The following is a 19,968-nucleotide window of genomic DNA, read 5'->3' as shown; positions in this document are numbered from 1 at the left end:
TCCTAGTCGGGTTGAGGAAAATCAAAACTGAAAATAATGAAAAGAATTTCAGCGTTTTCAGTTTTAGTTAGAATTAAAGGAACGAAATCGAGTGTAACTAGCTTTTATCATTGTTTTTTTGTAAGTTGTATGAATCGTAATATCCGATATGTTAAAAAAAATTTTCATGTTCCAAGTCTGGTCAGAATGCGTAATCCCTACGCAAATAACGCTGGAGCAAATTGAAATCAATTAGAACACTTGATTATGCTTTTCTATCGGCCCGACTCCGTCAAAGACTTCAATTTCAATAGATTCTTTCAAAGGCTTTGACATCAGTTTTTCAAAAATTGGTTTGTAGTAATCTTTGAATTTCAACGATACATCACGGTTATAGCCATAAAGTACGAAGCAGTTTTTCAAAATTTCTTGGGATTTAACAGAGTAGAAATCCATATACTGTATCCTACAGTGCTTATCAGGGGTTTCCGAAACCAGCAGCGCCAGTATAGAGCGCACAGCAGGCTCTTGAGACGCAATGGCGTTCTCCACATTGAAATTTATTTCTTTTAAAAATTTTTCCTGCACATAAGGTTTTATTAACCCATTGATTTTAAATAGATATTCTGATTTGCTGACCTGCGCTACCGCAAGAATCCATCTTTGTTGGTTCAAAAATTGAATTCGTTCAGCATTTCTTAGAAAGCTTTGATCACCTTCGATTGCAAGGTGTTCTAAAATTTTAACTAGCCTATCCTCCAAATGTGGATAGGCTGCTTTGAAGTTAGCAATGAATTTTGCTTCTGCCTGCTCCGACTTCAATTTTTGTATGTTCTTGTCTGCAATAGCCTGTTGTTTTTTCTCAATCTCTGACCAAATATTGCGTACTATACCGCATAACTTTTCGCATAATGAAAAAACTAATACGGATAGTCCAAGCCCAAAAGTAGCTGTCAGAAAAGCGATATAAGCCAGATAGAAATCTGTTACAGGTTTTAAGGCTGGCGTTAGCCAGTATACGAAGCTTTGATTAAGAAAAATTAAGCATAAAGTTACACCTACCACCATGAAGACTGTTAGAGCAGCACGACGCGGCGTATACAGTGTTGAAAGGAATGAAAAGAATTGCTCGATTGGTCCCACTTTTTGTTTCCCATGTTTGCAAGCCTTTCTGATTATCAGAGATGGCGATGGACGTAAAATGGACAATAGATATTAAAAAGGGGCTACGTCTTCACGTAACCCCTTGTTTTATTTGGTGGAGCTGGCGGGAGTTGAACCCGCGTCCGAAATTTCTACATACCATTTTAATAGTAATAAAAACAGGTATTTAATAATAAAATCATCATGTTATTGTAATTGGTGTTCGTCAGGTTTTATATGATTTTAAGTCTTTGCCGCCAATCTGCCGCCATAAATTATCGGTTCCAGTTAAGATTGTGAAGCGGGTTTTTTGTTACTGCGTCTTCCAGATGGTCGGGGGCAAAGTGGGCGTATACCATCGTCATTTTGATATCTGCGTGGCCCAGAATATCGCGCAGTACCAGTATGTTTCCTCCATTCATCATAAAATGACTTGCAAAGGTATGGCGCAGTACGTGGGTGCATTGCCCCTCAGGTAAATCAATGCCAGCCCGTTTCACTGCACGCTCAAAAGCTTTTCTGCATGGAGTGAATAACCTTCCTCGGTTTTTGGGGAGTTCATCGTACAGTTCCTGAGAGATCGGTACGGTCCTGTTTTTCTTACCTTTGGTTTTGGTATAGGTAATTCGATACTTTGATAGCTGATGTCCCTGCAGGTTTTCAGCTTCGCTCCAGCGTGCGCCGGTCGCCAGGCAAATTTTTGCAATCATCAGCAGGCTAGGGCTTTGAGAATCAGCGCAGGCATCTAGCAGGCGTTTGATTTCATCCTCAGCCAGGAACGCCAGTTCCCCTTCTGCTATCTTGAATGTGGGCAGCCCTGCTAAGGGGTTTGGTGCTGACCAATGCCCCATCTTTTTCAGCGTGCCAAATACAGAGGAGAGGTTGCGTTGTTCAAGGTTTACTGTCCGGGGTTTAACTGGCGCCATGAGTACGCCATCTTCATTTTTAATTTCCCCCTTTAACCGGGCTTCCCTGTATTTTGTGAAATCACCTGCGGTTAACTCCGATGCAATGGGATCACCTAGGCCATTGCAAATAATTCTGAGTTTCGCCATTAGGCGTTTAGGGTCCGCAAGGGTCTGTCCGTAGAGTGAATGCCATTGCTCAATCACCTCTGACAAATGGCGCCGGTCTTCCTTTTCTCCCAGCCAGGGCTTTTTGTTAACTTCATCCATGGTGAAGTTTTCAAAGGCAATAGCCTCGCCTTTCGTCGCAAACTGCTTGCGTACTCGCTTTCCGTCGCGCCCGGTCGGGTAACACTCACACAACCATTTTCCGTTCGGCTGCTTCCTGATAGTCATACGTTATAGGCTCTTGATAACTTTGACTGCGCGCCCGATGACTTCAACATCATCCACTGAGCACTCAAAAGATGCTTCATCTTGTTGAACCACAATCCTATTGCCTGGGATGCGTGAGATTTTTACGAAGCTTTTTACACCATCGATATCTACCAGCCAAAAGCCATTGCTGATCTGTTTCACTGATGTATCAACAACAAAACTATCTGTAGGTGTCTTTACGAACAAAGAATTTGAAGGCTCACCCTCTAACAACCTGCTATCCAAAAGCATTTCATCATCTGGCTGCAGTTCACCGTTCTTCAACTCCGCGTGTTTGATGCTGGGAGCAACGATTTTAGAAAGTGGTCTTACTGTGACAGGAGTTCCCTTTTTGAGGTTTTTTTCCTCGCTGTCACTTGCATACATTTCCCCCTGACCAGTGGCCAGCCATAAAAGAGATATTCCAGTTTCAAGAGCACATTGGATAACCCATTCAGCGGGAAAGCTATCTCGTAAGTATCTGTTTGCCATGGTGCTTTTTGATACTGACAGATGCTCGCACAGTTGTTGGCGCGAGCTAAAATTGTAGGCCTTAATGAGCCTATTGATCGCATCACGCCCGCCGCTATCGTTACCCGCCTTGATTAAACTCATAATCAAACCCCTTGACGCATATAAAAAGTGATCCTAATATCCATTCAAGTTTTGAAAACCAAACTCAAACCATATAAAACGAGATAAAACGAAACTAAACTAAGAGATACTGCACTATGAGCACTGAGATTTCAATTCGTGTACCAAAAGTGATAGCGACTCCAGCAGAGTTCGCGGAGTGGGAGGGGTACTCTCGCGGCTCTGTTTATCAGATGATTCATAACGGTAAACTTGCTAACTACATTGAAAAGAAAGAAAAAAACAAAGGTCGAGTTTCCATTTTATATCTTAAGTACAAGCAAGAGCAGGCTCGTAAGAACATGGAGCACTCAGCCTTCAACTACAACGTTGTTGTTGGTCAGTGAGTTCAATTATGAGAACCATTTCAGAGGCTAACATGTTTGATTATCGCGTTTCCAAACATCCTCATTTTGATGAAGCCTGCCGTGCTTTCGCATTGCGTCACAATATGGCGAAACTGGCAGACCGCGCAGGAATGAAGGTCCAGACGCTGCGCAACAAGCTTAACCCCGATCAGCCCCATCAGCTCACGCCGCCGGAAATCTGGCTGCTGACAGATATAACTGAGGACTCCACGCTTGTTGATGGGTTCCTGGCTCAAATCCATTGCCTGCCATGTGTGCCGCTGAACGAAGTAGCCAGCGAGAAAATGCCTCATTACGTTTTGAATGCTACAGCAGAGATTGGTCGTGTTGCAGCAAGCGCTGTTTCTGGCGAACACCAGACAACAACGGAACGCCGCCAGGTTATTGAAAGCATCAATTCTGTTACTCGTTTGATGGCGCTTACAGCTGTTTCCATGCACGCGCGCCTACAGTACAACCCGGCAATGGCAAGTGCTGTCGATACAGTGACGGGCCTCAGTGCTTCATTCGGTCTGATCTGAGGTGCTTATGCTAAATAAAGAACCTTCACTCGCTTCTCTGCTGGTAAAGCAAAGCCCGGCAATGCACTACGGCCACGGCTGGATTGCAGGAGATAACGGCAAGCGCTGGCACCCGTGCCGCGATCAGTCCGAATTATTAAACGGGCTGAAAACAAAAGCGGCTAAGCCGTCAGCATTTTTAATTATTCGCATTGCTCGTTTGATTATTAAAGGAGTGAAACATGTCTCGTAATGAGCTGAGAATTATTCTGGGCGTGATCATCCCAAATATGGCGGAAGGTTTTGAAATTAAAACCCGTGATGGTGCTGTTTTGCGTGTCGATCCTGAATGGGAGTGCTGCAAAGAATTTAAAGAAGGTTTGCAGGCTGAAATTATCAACCAAATTAAAAGTAAGCCTGTTCCAGTTGCCGGTTATATCTAATTTGACGCCTGCCTAATGCTCATAACGTGGGCATTGTGAAGACAGTCAATTAAAAATGAGGAAATAACAATGTTTGGAATCTTTAAAAAGAAAGCTCGTAAAGCCGTTGTAGAAGTAAAAAAAATGGAAAACCGCGACGCGGTAGAGGCCACTGTTTGGGGCGCCTATTCCATTGCGTACGCTGACGGAACCTGTGACGCGAAAGAAATCGGCGTGCTGGAAAAAACAATTTCAGCCCTGCCAGCCTTTGCGCCTTTTGCCGGTGAAATTGCGCAGATGAGCAGTAATATCCGCGCCCGTTATGAAGCATCACCGCGTAGCGCTAATGCTCAGGCTCTGCGTGAACTGGGGGATGTTGCGGGTACTGACGACGCGGTGAACGTGTTGTGCCTGTGTCTTGATATTGCTGACCAGGACGGCATCGGCAGCGAGGAAGAAGCGCAGCTTAAGAAAATTGCGCAGGCTCTTCAGTTGTCACTGGACCAGTACCTGTAATGGGAAAGCTGCGTTGTCTCATTATCTGTGTGCTGCTGTTCCTGGTTGTTGCAGTAGATTTCACGGGCCGTCTTATGTCGATGTTGGCTGATGGTGTTTTGGTGGCGGGGATTATTGCAGTAGCGCTTCCAATGTTTAAGAAAGCCTGATTCTTACAGCCCGCGTTGCGCGGGCTATATCCGAGTAAATAACCCGTTTTTTTGGCGTAAACCCGCCGGGCATTTTTTTGCCCGAATTCTGAGGAAATGAATATGAAAAATACTAAAACCCACTCAACTAAAACAGGCCCAGACGATGCTGGCCTGTTCGCTTTGTTAAATGAAACGCGCATGGATGAGCGCCGTTGCCGTGCTGATGTAATGGCGGCTCGTCTGGATAGTCTGGCCGTGCGCATCGTTTCCCGTCAGTTGAGCCATATCGAGGCGGCCGAACTGCTTCGCGTTGAAGCGGTACGCATCCAGAACGAAGCGCAGGAGCTGCATTAATGGCTGATTCAATGGACCTCGCACAGCTGCGCGAACAGGAAGATCGTGAGCGCCATATCAACAATGCCCGCGCCAAAGTGCCGGGCGTTTCCCGTGTTCTCTGTGCGGAGTGTGATGCTCCGATCCCGCCAGCGCGCCGCCGCGCTATTCCGGGCGTGCAGTGCTGTGTGACCTGTCAGGAAATCGCAGAGTTAAAAGGCAAGCACTACAACGGAGGCGTTGTATGAGCACTATCCTGAAATGGGCGGGAAACAAAACCGCCATTATGTCCGAACTGAAAAAGTATCTCCCAGCTGGCCCGCGATTGGTTGAACCTTTCGCGGGTTCCTGCGCTGTGATGATGGCAACAGACTATCCTCATTATCTTGTCGCAGATATCAATCCAGATTTAATTAATCTGTATCGTTCTATTGCAGAAGATACAGAAAACTTTATTAATCTTGCTAAGGCGGTTTTTGAAAGTTTTATTGTCGCTGAAAATTATTATCGTGTGCGTGAAGCGTTTAACCACGATCCGCAATTAGACCGACTGCACCGTGCTGTATATTTTCTTTATCTAAACCGCCATTGTTATCGTGGGTTATGCCGCTACAACCTAAGCGGTGTATTCAACGTCCCTTTCGGTAATTATAAAAAGCCGTATTTTCCTGAGCGTGAAATCCGCGCATTTGCTGAGAAAGCGAAGCGAGCCACCTTTGTTTGCGCTAACTACGAAGAAACGTTGTCTTTGTTGCAGACGGGCGATGTGATTTATTGCGACCCTCCTTATGACGGGACTTTTAGTCATTACCACACTGCCGGTTTTACAGAGGACGATCAGTATCGCCTGGCGTCTATTCTTGAGCGCCGCGCGTCAGAAGGCCATCCGGTCATAGTTTCAAACAGTGACACCTCACTTACTCGCTCCCTTTATCGGAATTTCACCCATCACCGCCTTACCGCAAACCGCAGTATGGGTGTTGCGGCTGGTGACGGTAAGTCTGCCGTGGAAATCATTGCTACCTCAAAATCGTGTCACTGGCTTGGATTTGATCCTGCAACCGGACCTGACTGCAGCGTGAATTATGAGGTGCAGGCGTGAGGGCAACGGCGTTTATTCGCGCTTACATTATGGGGTGTCAGAATGTCTGACACCGTTTTCCCCTACGCATGGAATGCCCCGCGCCTTGCAATCGGTGGTTTTAAGCAAGCCGATGCGGCGCCGGGGATCATGTATCTGACGCCTGACGGCAATCGCAAGCGTTTGTCGATTGCCGAACTGGCAGAAACGGATGAAGCACCAGACCGGGGCCGGGCGGTTCGTCGTCGCCTGGCTTCGCTGCCTCATTTTGTCCGTCGTATGTATGCTCAAAAACTTGAACAGGTAGACCGTAAAGGCAAACAAGCGGCTGATGCCTGGCTTATCAATACCTTTGAACGATTCGTTCTGAGTCGTATAGATCATGTTAACGAGCAATATCTGCCGCAGGGGGTTATGCCTGCGGCTTTGTTGCCTCTGCGTGAACAATTCTGGCGCCTGCTTTGGGCTGGCAAAAGAGAGCTGAAAAGACTGGCGCATAACCTTGCTGACCTGTTGGGTAGCGAGTTTAACCGCGAGTTTGATTTCCAGATGGCCCGCACGTCCGATCCCCATTTCGCCACCCTTTCAGGTTATGGCCGCATGGGGTTTCTTGCCAATCATCTCAAAACGTCGGTCCCGTGCTGGACGGCCTACTGCAAAGAAGAACTGGAGGCGGAAGACGCACTGAAAGCAGTGGCCCGCCTGCAGTCTCCGCAGTGGTGGCTTAATCGTCTGCGCCGTATGCATGCTCGCTGGCGTGAGCATCTGATGGTTGCGGCCGGGTATGTACACAAAAAATCCGCACCGTACTGCAGTGACCCATGTTTGCAGGAGTGGACGGCGCAAAAGAAAGCCAACCGTGAATTTCTGAAAGCGATGGAGCTGGAAGATGAGGACACCGGAGAGCGCGTATCGCTGATTGATAAAGTGGCCGGCAGCGTTGCAAACCCAGCCAACCGACGCCGTGAACTGATGGCGCGCATGCGTGGGTTCGAAGATTTAGCGAATGAGGCCGGACTGGCCGGGGCGTTCTTCACGCTTACCGCTCCATCCAGATATCACTCAATGCAGTACGACGGGCGCCGGAACAACAAATACAGCGGCGCGTCACCGCGTGAAACGCAGAAATATCTTTGCAAAGTATGGGCGCGCACGCGTGCGGCCTGGCTGCGCAATGGTATTCGCGTGTTTGGCTTTCGCGTTGTTGAGTCTCACCACGACGAAACCCCGCACTGGCACCTCCTGCTTTTCATGCGCCCGGAGCATATCGAACCGGCAACAGCAATCTTTCGTAAGCACGCCATGCGTGAGGATGGGAATGAGCCAGGCGCCGCTGAAAACCGCTTCGAAATGAAACCCATCGAGAAAGAGAAGGGCAGCGCAACGGGCTATATCGCCAAATACATTTCAAAAAATATTGATGGCTATCAGCTTGATGACGATCTGGATGATGAAACCGGCAAGCCTCTGAAAGAAATGGCCCGCCGCGTAAGTGCCTGGGCCTCTCGCTGGGCGATCCGCCAGTTCCAGCAAATAGGCGGCGCACCGGTAACTGTTTGGCGTGAATTACGTCGCCTCGGTGATCGTGAGCTGGTCCTGCACCCCGAAATTGAGCCAGTGCGTCAGGCTGCCGACAGCAGCGCGTGGGATTTGTACGTAAGTGCGCAGGGTGGCCCGCTGGTTTCCCGTGATCTCCTGCGCGTGCGCCTCAGCTATGAAGTCACCGAAAACGGCAACCTCTACGGGGATGACGTCTCCAAAATTTCCGGCGTTTATTCCCCGATCCGTGGGCCGGAATCACTGATTCATACGCGCACTACCAAATACAAAATCGTGCCGAAACGTCAGGCCGACGGCGTTTCAGGTTTTGACCTTGCTTTTTCAGGCGGCCCCGCCGCCCCTCGGAGTTCTGTCAATAACTGTACGCGGGAGCCGCGGGAGGTTGAAAAACGCGCCGATCCTGGCGGCACGGTCATGAATGACTGTGCCAGCTGGGCGGATATGGGCTCTTTATCCCGGAAAGAAAAACGGGTGATAGCGCAGCGGCTGAGCGAAGCGGCAAAGGCATCCAACAAGCGCGTAAAAGTGAGGCCAAAAGCCAGCCCTATGACGGAGCAGGAAAAGCAAATTAGTGAGCTGCTGGCTCTGCGTGGTGTGGATGTCAGTGCCGGAATGGTCCGTTCGTTGATTTCTGGCGCGGTGGTTGCCTTTGGCGATCAGGTGTTAACGGTTGAAGAAGGGCGCCTTACTGTCCGAAACCGTACTGCGGCAGGTGTTGAGCGTCTGCCGTCCCAGATTGTGGAGATTAAACAGCAGGCGGATGACCTTTTGAACCGAATGAAGCGTGCATTTTCAGCGCGTGAATGGCCCGTGATCAACATGGTCAGGTCTGACGGTGTGGTACCGCGTTCCGTCATTCACCGTCAGAAATGACAGTGCTGGCCATTCATCGAGTAACGTCATTTTCGACTGTGCTGCAGGTGAATTAAAACGAAATCAGTAGTTGAGGAAAACAGAAATGACCTATCTGGGAAGCAAGGCCGCAAGCGGTGTTTTTCAAAAGATTATTGCGGAAATGCCGCCGCATGATACCTACATTGAGACGCACCTGGGCGGTGGCGCTGTCATGTTGCGTAAGCCACCGGCCCGCCGTAATTGGGGCATTGATATTGATCCCCTGACGGTTGAAGCGTTCTGCCAGGGCAATGCTGATTTCCTTGATAACGTGGGCGATAGCCTTTTTATCGATGTTGCCGATGCGGTGCAGTTTTTAAGGGACTTCGATTTTTCCTCTGCCGGTCGTGTGCTGGTTTACGCGGACCCTCCTTATTTGCATGAAACGCGGACCAGTGCCGCGCGGTATCGCAATGAATATACCGTAGCCGATCATGAGCGGCTGCTGGCCTGCCTTAAAAGCCTGCCAAAAAATGTCAGTGTAATTTTGTCCGGCTATCCGTCAACGCTTTATGACGAACTGTTAACGGGCTGGCGCCAGAAAGAATTTCAGGCCATGACGCGCGGCGGTGTGCGCACAGAGAAAATCTGGATGAATTACCCGGAGGGGAAAGCCTACTCGCACACTTTCGCGGGTAAGGATTACAACGACAGGGAGCGCATCAAACGCAAGGCGAAGCGCTGGCGCGAAAAATTCGCAGCACTACCACACCCGGAGCGGCTGGCAATAATGACCGCCCTGAGCGAAGTTGATGATTAACCTCAGCAAACAGACTCATCTGATTGATTGATAGAAAGTATTTTACAACCTCAAAATCCTCCTATACTGTATATATAAACAGTGGATATAAATACAGCGCGTCAATATCTCTTCCTGGGGATATTGGCTGGTTTATCCCGTAGTGAGGATAGGAGGGAAAATGCAGGACTATCTTTTGGAGTCGTTGAAACTCCAGCGTATTGATTTCTTTATCAAGCTTGTAGCGGCTAGTGAGTGTAGCGAAGAAGAGAAACGCCTTGCGATCCAGTGGGTGTCGGAACTGACGGACGAGCTGATGGCGAAAATTCGTAACCATGATTACGGCCAGGCAATGGACGTTATCAACTAAAGGGGGCTTTATGCGCATTGAAATAATGATCGATAAAGAGCAGAAGATAAGCCAGGCAACACTGGAAGCCCTTGAATCCGAGCTTTACCGAAATTTGCGCCCTCTCTACCCAAAAACGGCAATCCGCATACGCAAGGGAAGCGCTAACGGCGTTGAGCTGAGCGGGTTAAAACTGGATGAAGACAAAAAGCGAGTGATGGAAATTATGCAGAAGGTCTGGGAAGACGACAGCTGGTTTCATTAGCGAACGTTGCGGACGATAAAACTGGTTTTTACCGTCCGCAAGGTTGAACAACGAGCCGTTCGAGGCGTTAGAAATTGTCTTTGTTAGTGCCTGCTTCTCATAAGAGGCACTATATATGCTAAATGCAGCGGTTTAAGGCAGAAACATCTTGCGCGATTAGGGGCAATGAACTTAAGTTAAGTAACGCAACCAACTGTTAAAACGGTTGTCTTAGTTATAAGGAATTTGCTGTTGTGGTTGCTGGTGACGAAGTGTACACTTCCGCGCCATATAAGAAGGAGGGGTTATGTCAAGTATCGCCGCATTGAGGCTGGGTAATCCAGTTGAACGTTTGGCACGGGTTCTGAAAGAGAACCAGGACAAGCTCAATCTGAGTAAAGACGGTTTTGTGTCCGTAGATTTGTCCAACGAAGAAGCTATGAAAGCCATCAGAGATCAGATGGATAAGCTTGAAGGCGTCAAAACGAGCACTGTTAAAGCAAAATATTATTACAGAACCCGATAATGGCAACATTACTTTTAGCAGTGATTTTGGTTAGTGGTTTTATTTATGTAAACCTATCACTTTCAACACGTTATAGATATAAGCGTTCCAATGGCTGGGACGCTTATTTTTTTGTGGCTGCATGGGGAATTGTCTTTTTCCTCGCTGGCGGCTTCCTTACCTTCGCTCTTAACATCAGCGGTGGGTTTCGCTGGCTTTCTAATGCGCTGAATCTGACTCCAGACAGCTTTAACGGGATGTTATCCACCACAACCGATAAACCGCAGCGCATCAATGAAATTAAGCAAATCGCGTGGGTTGTGATTTCAATAGTTCTGGCGGCACTGTTCGGTTGGCTAAACAAACGTCGTACTTCAAAGGGGGATCGCCGTTGGGATGCACTGGCAAAGGCAGTGGGAAACAATTCTTTTGAATCGCTGCTCATGGAAGCATCAGCTCGCCAGTTTCCTATCATCGCTACACTTTCATCACGCAAAATCTATGTAGGGCTGGTGACTTGCCCTGCGTTGGAAAATGGATTGTCGGAACACCTTGAAATTCTCCCCATGCTGAGCGGATATCGTGACAAAGACGACCTAACGATAAATATCACGACAAACTATCATCAGCACTATCTTGAAAGCGGCGTTATCAGTGGGATGTCGCGCCTGAATATCCAGGATTTCCGTGTGCTGATCCCTAAAGACGAAGTTGAAACCATCTCGTTTTTTGATACTGAAACGTATAACAAATTTAAAGAAGACGAAGTGCGTGATCGGAAAGACTGCCGCAAGTTGGGTGGCAAAAAACCATCCACGCGCAGGAGAAGGACTGCTGGCGACGCAGAGCAGGGTAGTGCATGACTATGCTGCATGAATGCGCATGATCGTTTAAGGATCGTTTTTGCTGAGGCCCGCCAGAAATGGCGGGCTTTTGCTTATGTCATGCATGTGCATGAAAACCACTACACAAAGCGGGCAGGCGTGGCGGGGCTACGAGCGCGCGGTTTTGGTTGTCAACGCACTATTAATGCTATAGAACAGTGCTACTTAAACGATTTTCTAAGGTGGCCTCAATGGAACTGCAAGCAAACGCCAGGACATTAACCAATGTATTATCAGTCAACAAAAAATATATCGTCCCTAGGTTTCAAAGAGAATATTCATGGGGAAAGGAACAAGTAAGTGAGCTGTGGAATGATATAATATCTAATATCCATTTGCAGCAGGATGGACAGTATCATTATGATGAGTATTTTATTGGTGCGCTCGTTTTAGTTGGTCAAGAGACAAGTTCAGAATTAATGATAGTAGATGGTCAGCAGCGTCTAACTACTCTAACAATTTTGCTTTCTGCTTTATGCGATAAATTTAAACAGAATAATGAACAGGCAGTTGCGCAATCTATTTACAATAATTATATATCTGGCATCGATGATGATGGCAAACCATTCTTTAAATTAGTAAATGAAACTCCGAAACCATATTTTCAAAACAATATACAACATATTGATAAAAAAAGTGATGGTCCTGAGTCTCTTGAGGAAAGAAATCTGCAGTCCGCATATAATGATTTGACTGAGTATCTTTCTGAGGAGTACCTCTCTAAGATGTTAGGAATTGATGGGAGGGAGTTTAATTATCTGGAAGCTTTGAAAGCAGTAAGAGATCAGGTCCTTCGTTATCTAAAGGTGATTTACATTACAGTAAACGATGAAGATGAGGCGTATACTATTTTTGAAACTCTCAATGCGAGAGGGTTAAATCTTAGTTATGTTGATTTGATAAAAAATAAATTATTCAAAAAACTCAATGGTACGCATCCTGATGATGATGCGAAAACCAAGTGGAACAAAATCAGACAGATTATATCTAGCCGTAATGGGGTAGGTTCGATTGAAACCTTTATACGTCATTGGTGGGTGTCTAAGTATTCTTACGTCAGTAGTGATACTCTTTATAAAGCATTTTTGGATAAATGGAAGAAAGGGGAAATTGATGCTGCAGGGTTCATTGATGAGTTGCTCTCAGATGCTGAGATTTATGTGAAAATCTCTGCTCCGACTGAACAGGATTTTCCTGAGATAGAAATGAAACCAGTTTATAGAGGGCTGCAGGCGTTAAGATTGTTCAATATATCTCAGAATAAACCATTTCTGTTGTCTTTGTTTAAGGCAAGGGCCAGTGGTAAATTAAAGCTTGTTGATATGAATAATGCTATTTTATCGATCGAGCGCTTTCACTTTATGTTTAACGCTATTTGTTCATTGCGCCCTTCTGGTATTGAAAGTGCTTATGCTAAAGCAGCGAGGGCTTTGGTAGATGAGGCTGCGACGAAAGCTAGTAATCGACAGGTTATAATAGCTTTACTAGATATGCTTGTGAAAAGAAAGCCTGAGTTTAACGTGTTTGTGGAAAAATTTATTATGCTAAGGTTTTCTAATCAAGAATTAAAAAATAAAAGGTTGATTCAGTATATTTTTAATAGGCTTGAGTTGCATTATATGAAAACGGGTGAGTATATGCCTGACTCATTAACATTAGAACACATACAGCCGCAAAGTGTTGGTGAACCAGATGCTTATAGCATGATAGGTAATCTTTTGCCCTTGTCAAAGGAATTGAATGAAAAAGCGGGAAGTAAACCGGTGAAAGAAAAGATTGATATTTATAAGAAATCAAAATTTGCATTGGTTCAAATTTTCGTAGATGAGTTTGAAAATAAATATCAAGGGGAATGGAAACCTGATTCTATGATGTCTAGGGCTATTGAATTATGCATGTTATCTTATAATACGGTTTGGAAATTAGGAAGGGATTAAGAATATCAGGGGCTAATATTTAGCCCCTGATGTTTATTAATTGGTGCTATTATCAATCTCTAAAGAATATGCCTCAAAGCGGATCAATTCTTCTCCCAGCCATTCGTTTATTTCCTGCATTCGCTTCTGCAGCGGCATCAATTCGTTGCGGACAAATACTCGGCTTGCTTTCTCCACGTCACCAAATCCCCCTGTATTCGTTGGAATAATCCCCATCAGCTGCGGCGGCACGCGGTGAGCTGCCAGCATGTCATCACGGCTCACATTCTTGATGTTAAGAAACTCATCTTTCGCTGCGACCTCTGACAGTGGGATGATCTGAATGCCGTCTTTCTTGCCGTTCGGGCTGTACATAAACAGGTTGCGGAAGTTGCCCGGCCCTTTCGATTTTTTAAGTGCTTCGCGTATGTTGTCCACGTCTTTCTGATCGGCGGCGGGGTCGCTCATGTACATGATGAAACCAGCATGGCTACCGTTGAGGTAATACTTACGACGAAACAGCGTTGCCGATTCATTCAGCAGTGCGGAAGGAATGGCAGAAAGGTATTCCGGCATCCCGTAAAGCTCCTGGTTAACGTCGGGTTCCATCAGATGAAACACGCTTCCCTCATCGAACTGATATGGCTGTGAGCTGTGACCATACTGTGCAAACCAGTAGGTGTCCTGGTCAATGCCACGACGGGTATATTTGGCAAGCGAGGCGCGCAGCTCCATGATCTGACCTAACCGGTTCATGCGTTTTTCAAGGTAGGCATTACCGAATACCAGAAAGTCCTGGGCGAACCGGGAAAAGGCTTGTTTAGACAGCCAGCGGTGAGGGATGAAGGTACTGGTAAGAATATTACGTTTTACCTGAATAGCGCTGGAGTGATGCACGGCGGCGCGGTAAGTTCGCGCCAGGCCATCCATGCTGATCGGTGGTTCGTACCAGCGGTCTACCTGCACGCACTCCAGGTAATCAAATAACTCCCGGCGGTCCATCACGGGGATCGGATCGCCAAACGTAAACGCCTCCGCATGTGCATTACTGACCATGCTGGCCGTATCGGTGGCGGTCTGGCCGCGCGGTGTCTTGCTGCGGTTTTTGCGGTTAGCCATTAAAAAATCTCCACGATGTTGCTGGTACTGGCGGAAGCTCCTGCCAGTGGTTCGTTATAAAGTGCGTGCATGGTTGCCCAGGCTAAATCCGCGTGGCTGGCTTCCTCTGTGCGGGCTGCTTCGTAGGTTGGCCGGTTGCCGCTGGCGGTGGTTGAACGGCGAATGGACATAAAGGACTGCGCGATATCCAGCATCCCTGCGTCAAATTCCAGACGGCGTCCGCTGATGATGTCGTAGGCTTTAAGCACCAGGGCATTTTTAACGGTCGGGTTGTAGACAAACTCGCGCGCCGCAGGGAAGAACTGCTTAACCGTTTTGTAAACGCCATCGCCTACGCCGGTCGAGTCAATGCCGATGTAGGTCACGTTGTAGCGTCTGGTGATTTCCTCAATCGCTGAGGCCTGGGCGCGAAAGTCCATCCCGCGCCACTGGTGACGCTCAAGGATGCGGAATTTACCCCCGGGGACGACGGGAGGCGCAATGACCACGCAACCGGCGCTGTCACCATTCTGCGTTCCTTTTGCCGGGTCATAGCCGATCCAGACAGGGTGGTATGCAAACGGCCGCAGTAATAGCGGTTCGAAATCGTCCCACACATCCCAGCTGTCAACCATGCAGGACTGCAGCAACGCCAGCGGGAACACGGACGCCAGGTCGTCAACAAACTGACACATCAGCAGGTTGTTGTATTCGTCCGGGCTGTACTCCAGGCGCAGCTGGTCCAGGTCGAAAAGGTTACACCCGCCGTTTACGGCATCTTCGATGGTGACTATCTGGCGGTACTGGCCGTCAGGACATAAAACGCCGTGTGCCAGGCTACTGTGAGAAAGGTCAAATTCTACCCTGTCGGCTTTCGGGCGCCCTTTATTGAACAGGGCACCAGACCAGAACGGGTAGGCGCTGTGCGTCAGGCTGGAAGGTGTTGAGAAATAGGTCTGACGCCATTTTTTGTGCAGCGCCATACCGGAGGCCACCTTGCGCAGCTCCTGGAATTTCGGTATCCAGAAATACTCATCAAGATACAGATTGCCGTGATAGCTCTGCGCGGTACGGGCATTTGTACCGAGGAAGTAAAGACAGGCGCCGTTAGGCAGCACCATCGGATCGCCTTTCAGCTCAACGTCCACCTCTTTTGCGAAGTCGATAATGTACTGTTTAAAAACGTGTGCCTGAGCTTTACTCGCTGACAGAAAGATTTGATTTCGGCCCGTGGTCAGGGCGTCTATCAACGCTTCACGGGCGAAATAGTAGGTTGCACCGATCTGGCGTGACTTTAAGAGGTTGCGGATACGGTGCTTGATGCCAGCGTCCCACCAGTGGCGCTGGTATTCGAACATACCGGCGCGGAAAATCTCTTCCAGCTTTTCGATCTGTTCGTCGGTAAACAGGTTTTTTTCCGGCGGCTTGCGCGGACCTTTATTGCGGTTCGCAACGTTCGGATTCAGGTCTGCTTCATTCCCGCCATTGTTAAATTTGCCGATTCTGGCCTGTCGTTCGGACTGACGCGCCAGCAGGTCAATTTCTTTAAAATCCTTTCCTTCCTTCTGCTCCTTCATGACGAGCTGGCAGTAACGTGCGGCGGTGGTGAGCTGCATCTGATCCAGTGGGCCATATTCGCCCCACTTATCGCGTTTTTTCCAGCTGTGAACGGTTGCAACTTTCTCGCCCAGCATTTCAGCAATGCGGGCTACGCGGTATCCCTGAAAGTACATCAGCATTGCCTGACGACGGGGATCGAGGTCTGCGGGGGTCAGTGTTGTCATGGCACAAACATACGGCCTCAAATCAGCACTTTCCCCGGCTTCGCATTGTGTGGGAGTTCGCACAAGCCCAACGCGTTGTTTACACGCGCCCATCACCGCAAACATAAGGCTCTGAACGTGTTACGAACTAACTAACCGGAGCCGGACCGATGGCAAAAAAATCTAAGCGTTTTCGTATTGGGGTCGAAGGGGCCACTACTGACGGGCGCGTTATTGAGCGTGAATGGCTCACCCAGATGGCGGCGAGCTATAACCCGCAGGTATACACCGCGCTGATCAATATGGAACACATCAAGGGCTTCACCCCTGATGGGCCTTTCCGTCGTTTTGGCATGGTGGAAAAGCTGGAAGCGGAAGAAATCACCGAAGGGGCATTATCCGGGAAAATGGCGCTGTATGGCTGGATTGCCCCGACTGACGACCTGGTCACGATGACCAGCAACTGGCAGAAGCTTTTCACCTCAATGGAAGTTAACACCAGCTTTGCCGATACCGGCTCCGCTTATCTGGTTGGCCTGGCGATTACTGACGATCCGGCAAGCCTCGGCACTGAAATGCTGCAGTTCAGTGCCAGCGCAGAACATAACCCCCTGGCGCGCCGCAAGCTGGACAAAGACAACCTGTTTACCGCAGCTCTTGAAACGCTGATCGAGTTTGAGGACGTGCCGGAAAAAACCAGCCTGTTTACCCGCGTGAAAGAGCTGCTGTCCCGCAAAGGCGCCGATGATAACGCCCGCTTTGCTGATGTGAATCAGGCTGTTGAAACCATCGCGCGTGAGCATCAGACGCTGGCGGAGCAGGTCAGCACCCATCAGACCGATTTCAGTAACAAGCTGAGCGATATGCAAAAGGTTGTTGATGAGACAACCAGCGCACTCTCCACCCTGCGTGAGCAGCTTTCCACTCAGGACAGCCGCAGCGAACGCCGCCCTAATGCGACCGGCAATAACGGCGCAGAACAAACCACCGATTGCTGACGGAGCAAAAGCACAATGAAAAAAGAGACACGTTTTAAATTCAACGGCTATCTGACGCAGCTCGCCAAACTCAACGGCGTATCTGTGAGCGATATCGCCTCGAAATATACGGCTGAGCCGTCAGTGGCGCAGACGCTGGAAACGAAAATCCAGGAGTCTTCCTCGTTCCTGCAGAAAATCAACATTATCCCGGTTGATGAGCAGTCCGGCGAGCGTCTGGGGCTGGGTATTGGTTCCAGTATTGCCGGAAATACTGATACCACCCAGAAAGACCGTGAACCCGTTGATCCGACTTACATCGACGGTGAAGGGTACAAGTGTACCCAGACCAACTCTGATACGGCGCTGCCCTATGCGAAGCTGGATTTATGGGCCAAATTCCAGGACTTCCAGACGCGCATCCGTGACGCCATCATTACCCGCCAGGCGCTTGACCGCATCATGATCGGCTTCAACGGCGTGAAGCGTGAAAAAACGTCAGACCGCAATACCTATCCGCTGCTGCAGGATGTGAATATCGGCTGGCTGGAAAAAATCCGCCAGGAGAAACCCGTACAGGTGATGGATAAGATCGTGTCCGAAGGCGAGGTTATTTCTCAGACTATCCGTGTCGGTAAAGGCGGTGATTTCCTGAATCTGGACGCGCTGGTTATGGGCGCCGTGAATGAGAAAATCGCGCCGTGGTATCAGGAAGATACGGAGCTTGTGGTTATCGTCGGGCGCCAGTTGCTGGCGGATAAATATTTCCCGATCGTCAACCGTGACCAGCCAAACAGCGAAACGCTGGCGGCAGATCTTATCGTCAGCCAGAAGCGTATCGGCAACCTCCCGGCCGTTCGTGCGCCGTTCTTCCCGGCGAATGCCATGCTGATCACCCGCCTGGATAACCTGTCTATTTACTGGCAATCAGGCTCCCGCCGCCGTTCGGTCATCGACAATCCGAAGCGTGACCGCGTGGAGAACTTCGAGTCCGTTAACGAGGCGTATGTTGTCGAAGATTACGACGGCGTTTGCCTGGTTGAGAACATCGAACTGTTGCCCGTGCAGGCAGGTGGCAATGCCAGCCCAGCGCTGACAACTGAAACTATCCAGGAAATCGTCACGGCAGCGGTGAAAGGCGCGCTTGATGCGCAGGCAGCTGGCGGTGCTGGCGCCGGAGCGTGATAAATGAATCCGTTCCGTGCTCACACTCAGTATGTACAGGCACAGGATGCCGCCCGGCAGGGCGGCAGTAATGCCAGCCTGACGGGCTACAACCAGATGCTGTTACAGCTGACAGAACACCGCAGGCGCCTTAAAACCGTCCAGTCAAATGAGCGCAAGGCTCAGCTCAAACGTGAGTTTCTTCCCGCTTATGCCTCATGGATTGCCGGTTTACTGGATGCTGACGCGTCAGGCCAGGACGACGTGGCGATGTACGTCATGATCTGGCGCATTGATGCCGGAGACTATACCGGCGCGCTGGACATTGCCCGCCATGCCATTAAACACGGCTGGGTCCTGCCGCAGCGATTCAACCGGACCTGCGGGACCGCTGTTGCGGAAGAGTTTGCCGACGCGGCAATGCGCGCTTTTTCTGCCGGTGAATCATTCAGTGCCGCCATTCTTACCCAGGTGCTCGATATCGTTGAAGGTCAGGATATGCCGGATCAGTCCCGCGCCCGACTTCATAAGGCGATAGGCTACGCGCTGCGGGATAACGATCAGGCAGTGGCGGCACTTAACCATCTGAAGCGTGCCCTGCAGCTGGATAACAGTTCTGGCGTCAAAACCGAAATCAACAAGCTTGAAAGCCGATTGCGACAGGCAATGTCGGCTTAACGAATCGTGCCAACGCGCGGGGCGGCACGGGGTGGCGACAGGCTTTATGCCGCGTCAAAACCCCGTCCACCGCCCAACTATTTGGGAGTGCCAGAAATATGCAATTCGTTTCGCCGGAACAGGCCGGGGAAAGTACCCAGGACGTTATTAAAAACACCAGTTTCTGGCCTGATGTCAGGGTTTCAGAGTTCCGCCGTGATATGCGCATGGATGGGAGTGTCACCGATCCGCGCCTGCGTCTGGCGTTGCTGACAGCGATTGCTGAAGTTAACGCCGATCTTTATGAGTTCCGCGAGAAACAACGGGCGCAGGGGTATGCGAGCCTGGCCGACGTCCCTGCTGATGTGATCGACGGCGAAAGCCAGCGGCTCATGCTGTATCGCCGTGCGGTGTTTTGCTGGGCAAAAGCAAACCTGGTTGAGCGCTATCGCGATTTTGACGCAACCGGCGACGGAAGCAAGAAAGCTGAAGATATCGAAACAACCTTAGGCGAGCTGTGGCGCGATGTGCGCTGGGCGGAGTCCCGCCTGCGCGATATGCCTCATATGACGGTGGAGCTGATTTGATGAAAGTGCGTGCGCATCAGTATGACACGGTGGACGCACTCTGCTGGCGCCATTACGGGCGCACGCAGGGAGTCACTGAACAGGTGCTGCAGGCGAATCCGGGGCTGGCTGAATATGGCCCCTTTTTACCGCACGGGCTGCAGGTGGAGCTGCCGGACATTACGGCGTCAACCACTACGCAGACTGTCCAGTTATGGGACTGA

Annotated in this window: 26 protein-coding genes; 21 read left to right on the top strand and 5 right to left on the bottom strand. The window is 49.2% G+C overall.

Annotated features, from left to right (window positions below):
• Nucleotides 1-231 precede the first annotated feature (231 nt).
• The 3 genes from AC2FAK_RS15780 to AC2FAK_RS15770 form a co-directional block, all read right to left on the bottom strand.
• On the bottom strand, nt 232-1,122 hold the full coding sequence (locus AC2FAK_RS15780; protein WP_095455320.1) for a hypothetical protein: 891 nt from the start codon (nt 1,120-1,122) through the stop codon (nt 232-234).
• Between the two features lie 275 nt (nt 1,123-1,397).
• Entirely contained in the window at nt 1,398-2,423 is a 1,026-nt protein-coding gene (locus tag AC2FAK_RS15775) for a site-specific integrase (RefSeq protein ID WP_033146283.1), read from the bottom strand.
• A 3-nt stretch (nt 2,424-2,426) separates the two neighbouring features.
• The gene (locus AC2FAK_RS15770; RefSeq protein WP_485453317.1) at nt 2,427-3,059 is read right to left on the bottom strand and encodes a phage repressor protein CI; all 633 of its coding nucleotides are present in this window, start codon (nt 3,057-3,059) and stop codon (nt 2,427-2,429) included.
• A 116-nt stretch (nt 3,060-3,175) separates the two neighbouring features.
• Here AC2FAK_RS15770 and AC2FAK_RS15765 point away from each other — a divergent pair, with 116 nt between their 5' ends.
• The 16 genes from AC2FAK_RS15765 (at nt 3,176) to AC2FAK_RS15690 (ending at nt 13,540) form a co-directional block, all read left to right on the top strand.
• The gene (locus tag AC2FAK_RS15765; protein ID WP_033146281.1) at nt 3,176-3,424 is read left to right on the top strand and encodes a hypothetical protein; all 249 of its coding nucleotides are present in this window, start codon (nt 3,176-3,178) and stop codon (nt 3,422-3,424) included.
• Between the two features lie 32 nt (nt 3,425-3,456).
• A complete protein-coding gene (locus AC2FAK_RS15760) occupies nt 3,457-3,966 on the top strand; it encodes a phage regulatory CII family protein (protein WP_058651061.1) in 510 nt (169 codons plus the stop codon).
• Between the two features lie 7 nt (nt 3,967-3,973).
• Complete coding sequence (locus AC2FAK_RS15755) at nt 3,974-4,198, top strand: phage filamentation protein Fil family protein (RefSeq protein WP_334756679.1); 225 nt, start codon at nt 3,974-3,976, stop codon at nt 4,196-4,198.
• Nucleotides 4,188-4,388, top strand: coding sequence for a hypothetical protein (locus AC2FAK_RS15750; RefSeq protein WP_017382392.1), 201 nt, complete (start codon nt 4,188-4,190; stop codon nt 4,386-4,388). Before AC2FAK_RS15755 ends, AC2FAK_RS15750 begins: the two co-directional genes overlap by 11 nt.
• 69 nt (nt 4,389-4,457) lie before the next feature.
• Complete coding sequence (locus AC2FAK_RS15745) at nt 4,458-4,883, top strand: tellurite resistance TerB family protein (protein ID WP_063930707.1); 426 nt, start codon at nt 4,458-4,460, stop codon at nt 4,881-4,883.
• Nucleotides 4,883-5,032, top strand: a complete 150-nt coding sequence (locus AC2FAK_RS15740) for a DUF3927 family protein (protein ID WP_017382390.1) — start codon at nt 4,883-4,885, stop codon at nt 5,030-5,032. Before AC2FAK_RS15745 ends, AC2FAK_RS15740 begins: the two co-directional genes overlap by 1 nt.
• Before the next feature lie 102 nt (nt 5,033-5,134).
• Nucleotides 5,135-5,368 (top strand): DUF2732 family protein, encoded by a 234-nt coding sequence (locus AC2FAK_RS15735; RefSeq protein ID WP_485453316.1) that lies wholly within the window; start codon nt 5,135-5,137, stop codon nt 5,366-5,368.
• Nucleotides 5,368-5,595 (top strand): TraR/DksA family transcriptional regulator, encoded by a 228-nt coding sequence (locus AC2FAK_RS15730; protein ID WP_023307009.1) that lies wholly within the window; start codon nt 5,368-5,370, stop codon nt 5,593-5,595. The genes AC2FAK_RS15735 and AC2FAK_RS15730 overlap by 1 nt, the downstream gene beginning before the upstream one ends.
• The gene (locus AC2FAK_RS15725; RefSeq protein ID WP_485453315.1) at nt 5,592-6,449 is read left to right on the top strand and encodes a DNA adenine methylase; all 858 of its coding nucleotides are present in this window, start codon (nt 5,592-5,594) and stop codon (nt 6,447-6,449) included. Before AC2FAK_RS15730 ends, AC2FAK_RS15725 begins: the two co-directional genes overlap by 4 nt.
• Before the next feature lie 42 nt (nt 6,450-6,491).
• Complete coding sequence (locus AC2FAK_RS15720; protein ID WP_485453314.1) at nt 6,492-8,861, top strand: replication endonuclease; 2,370 nt, start codon at nt 6,492-6,494, stop codon at nt 8,859-8,861.
• An 85-nt stretch (nt 8,862-8,946) separates the two neighbouring features.
• On the top strand, nt 8,947-9,642 hold the full coding sequence (locus AC2FAK_RS15715; RefSeq protein WP_032665772.1) for a DNA adenine methylase: 696 nt from the start codon (nt 8,947-8,949) through the stop codon (nt 9,640-9,642).
• Nucleotides 9,643-9,802: 160 nt separating this feature from the next.
• Nucleotides 9,803-9,991, top strand: a complete 189-nt coding sequence (locus AC2FAK_RS15710) for a hypothetical protein (RefSeq protein WP_014884914.1) — start codon at nt 9,803-9,805, stop codon at nt 9,989-9,991.
• 10 nt (nt 9,992-10,001) lie between these two features.
• Nucleotides 10,002-10,235 carry a DinI family protein gene (locus tag AC2FAK_RS15705; protein ID WP_485453313.1) on the top strand — a complete coding sequence of 78 codons (234 nt, stop codon included), beginning with the start codon at nt 10,002-10,004 and terminating at the stop codon, nt 10,233-10,235.
• Between the two features lie 286 nt (nt 10,236-10,521).
• The gene (locus tag AC2FAK_RS15700) at nt 10,522-10,740 is read left to right on the top strand and encodes a hypothetical protein (protein ID WP_050870784.1); all 219 of its coding nucleotides are present in this window, start codon (nt 10,522-10,524) and stop codon (nt 10,738-10,740) included.
• A complete protein-coding gene (locus AC2FAK_RS15695; RefSeq protein WP_485453312.1) occupies nt 10,740-11,582 on the top strand; it encodes a hypothetical protein in 843 nt (280 codons plus the stop codon). The genes AC2FAK_RS15700 and AC2FAK_RS15695 overlap by 1 nt, the downstream gene beginning before the upstream one ends.
• Before the next feature lie 212 nt (nt 11,583-11,794).
• The gene (locus AC2FAK_RS15690; RefSeq protein WP_032665778.1) at nt 11,795-13,540 is read left to right on the top strand and encodes a DUF262 domain-containing protein; all 1,746 of its coding nucleotides are present in this window, start codon (nt 11,795-11,797) and stop codon (nt 13,538-13,540) included.
• Nucleotides 13,541-13,576: 36 nt separating this feature from the next.
• On the opposite strand, the gene AC2FAK_RS15685 is transcribed toward AC2FAK_RS15690, so the two are convergent.
• Together AC2FAK_RS15685 and AC2FAK_RS15680 are read right to left on the bottom strand one after the other, a co-directional pair.
• Entirely contained in the window at nt 13,577-14,638 is a 1,062-nt protein-coding gene (locus AC2FAK_RS15685) for a phage portal protein (protein WP_485453311.1), read from the bottom strand.
• Entirely contained in the window at nt 14,638-16,401 is a 1,764-nt protein-coding gene (locus tag AC2FAK_RS15680; RefSeq protein WP_017382378.1) for a terminase ATPase subunit family protein, read from the bottom strand. The genes AC2FAK_RS15685 and AC2FAK_RS15680 overlap by 1 nt, the downstream gene beginning before the upstream one ends.
• Nucleotides 16,402-16,550: 149 nt before the next feature.
• Between AC2FAK_RS15680 and AC2FAK_RS15675 the strand changes: the two genes are divergently transcribed.
• From AC2FAK_RS15675 to AC2FAK_RS15655, 5 genes are all read left to right on the top strand, one after another.
• Complete coding sequence (locus AC2FAK_RS15675) at nt 16,551-17,378, top strand: GPO family capsid scaffolding protein (RefSeq protein WP_353427968.1); 828 nt, start codon at nt 16,551-16,553, stop codon at nt 17,376-17,378.
• 15 nt (nt 17,379-17,393) lie between these two features.
• Nucleotides 17,394-18,542, top strand: coding sequence for a phage major capsid protein, P2 family (locus tag AC2FAK_RS15670; RefSeq protein WP_485453310.1), 1,149 nt, complete (start codon nt 17,394-17,396; stop codon nt 18,540-18,542).
• Nucleotides 18,543-18,545: 3 nt separating this feature from the next.
• Nucleotides 18,546-19,199, top strand: coding sequence for a phage terminase small subunit (gpM, locus tag AC2FAK_RS15665; protein ID WP_485453309.1), 654 nt, complete (start codon nt 18,546-18,548; stop codon nt 19,197-19,199).
• 98 nt (nt 19,200-19,297) lie between these two features.
• Nucleotides 19,298-19,765, top strand: coding sequence for a head completion/stabilization protein (locus tag AC2FAK_RS15660; protein WP_014884903.1), 468 nt, complete (start codon nt 19,298-19,300; stop codon nt 19,763-19,765).
• Nucleotides 19,765-19,968: a tail protein X gene (locus AC2FAK_RS15655; protein ID WP_063160416.1), complete on the top strand. Its 204-nt coding sequence runs from the start codon at nt 19,765-19,767 to the stop codon at nt 19,966-19,968. The genes AC2FAK_RS15660 and AC2FAK_RS15655 overlap by 1 nt, the downstream gene beginning before the upstream one ends.

It is taken from the genome of Enterobacter cloacae complex sp. 394F7, from assembly GCF_057320385.1.
This window is presented reverse-complemented; position numbering and strand designations above follow the sequence as displayed.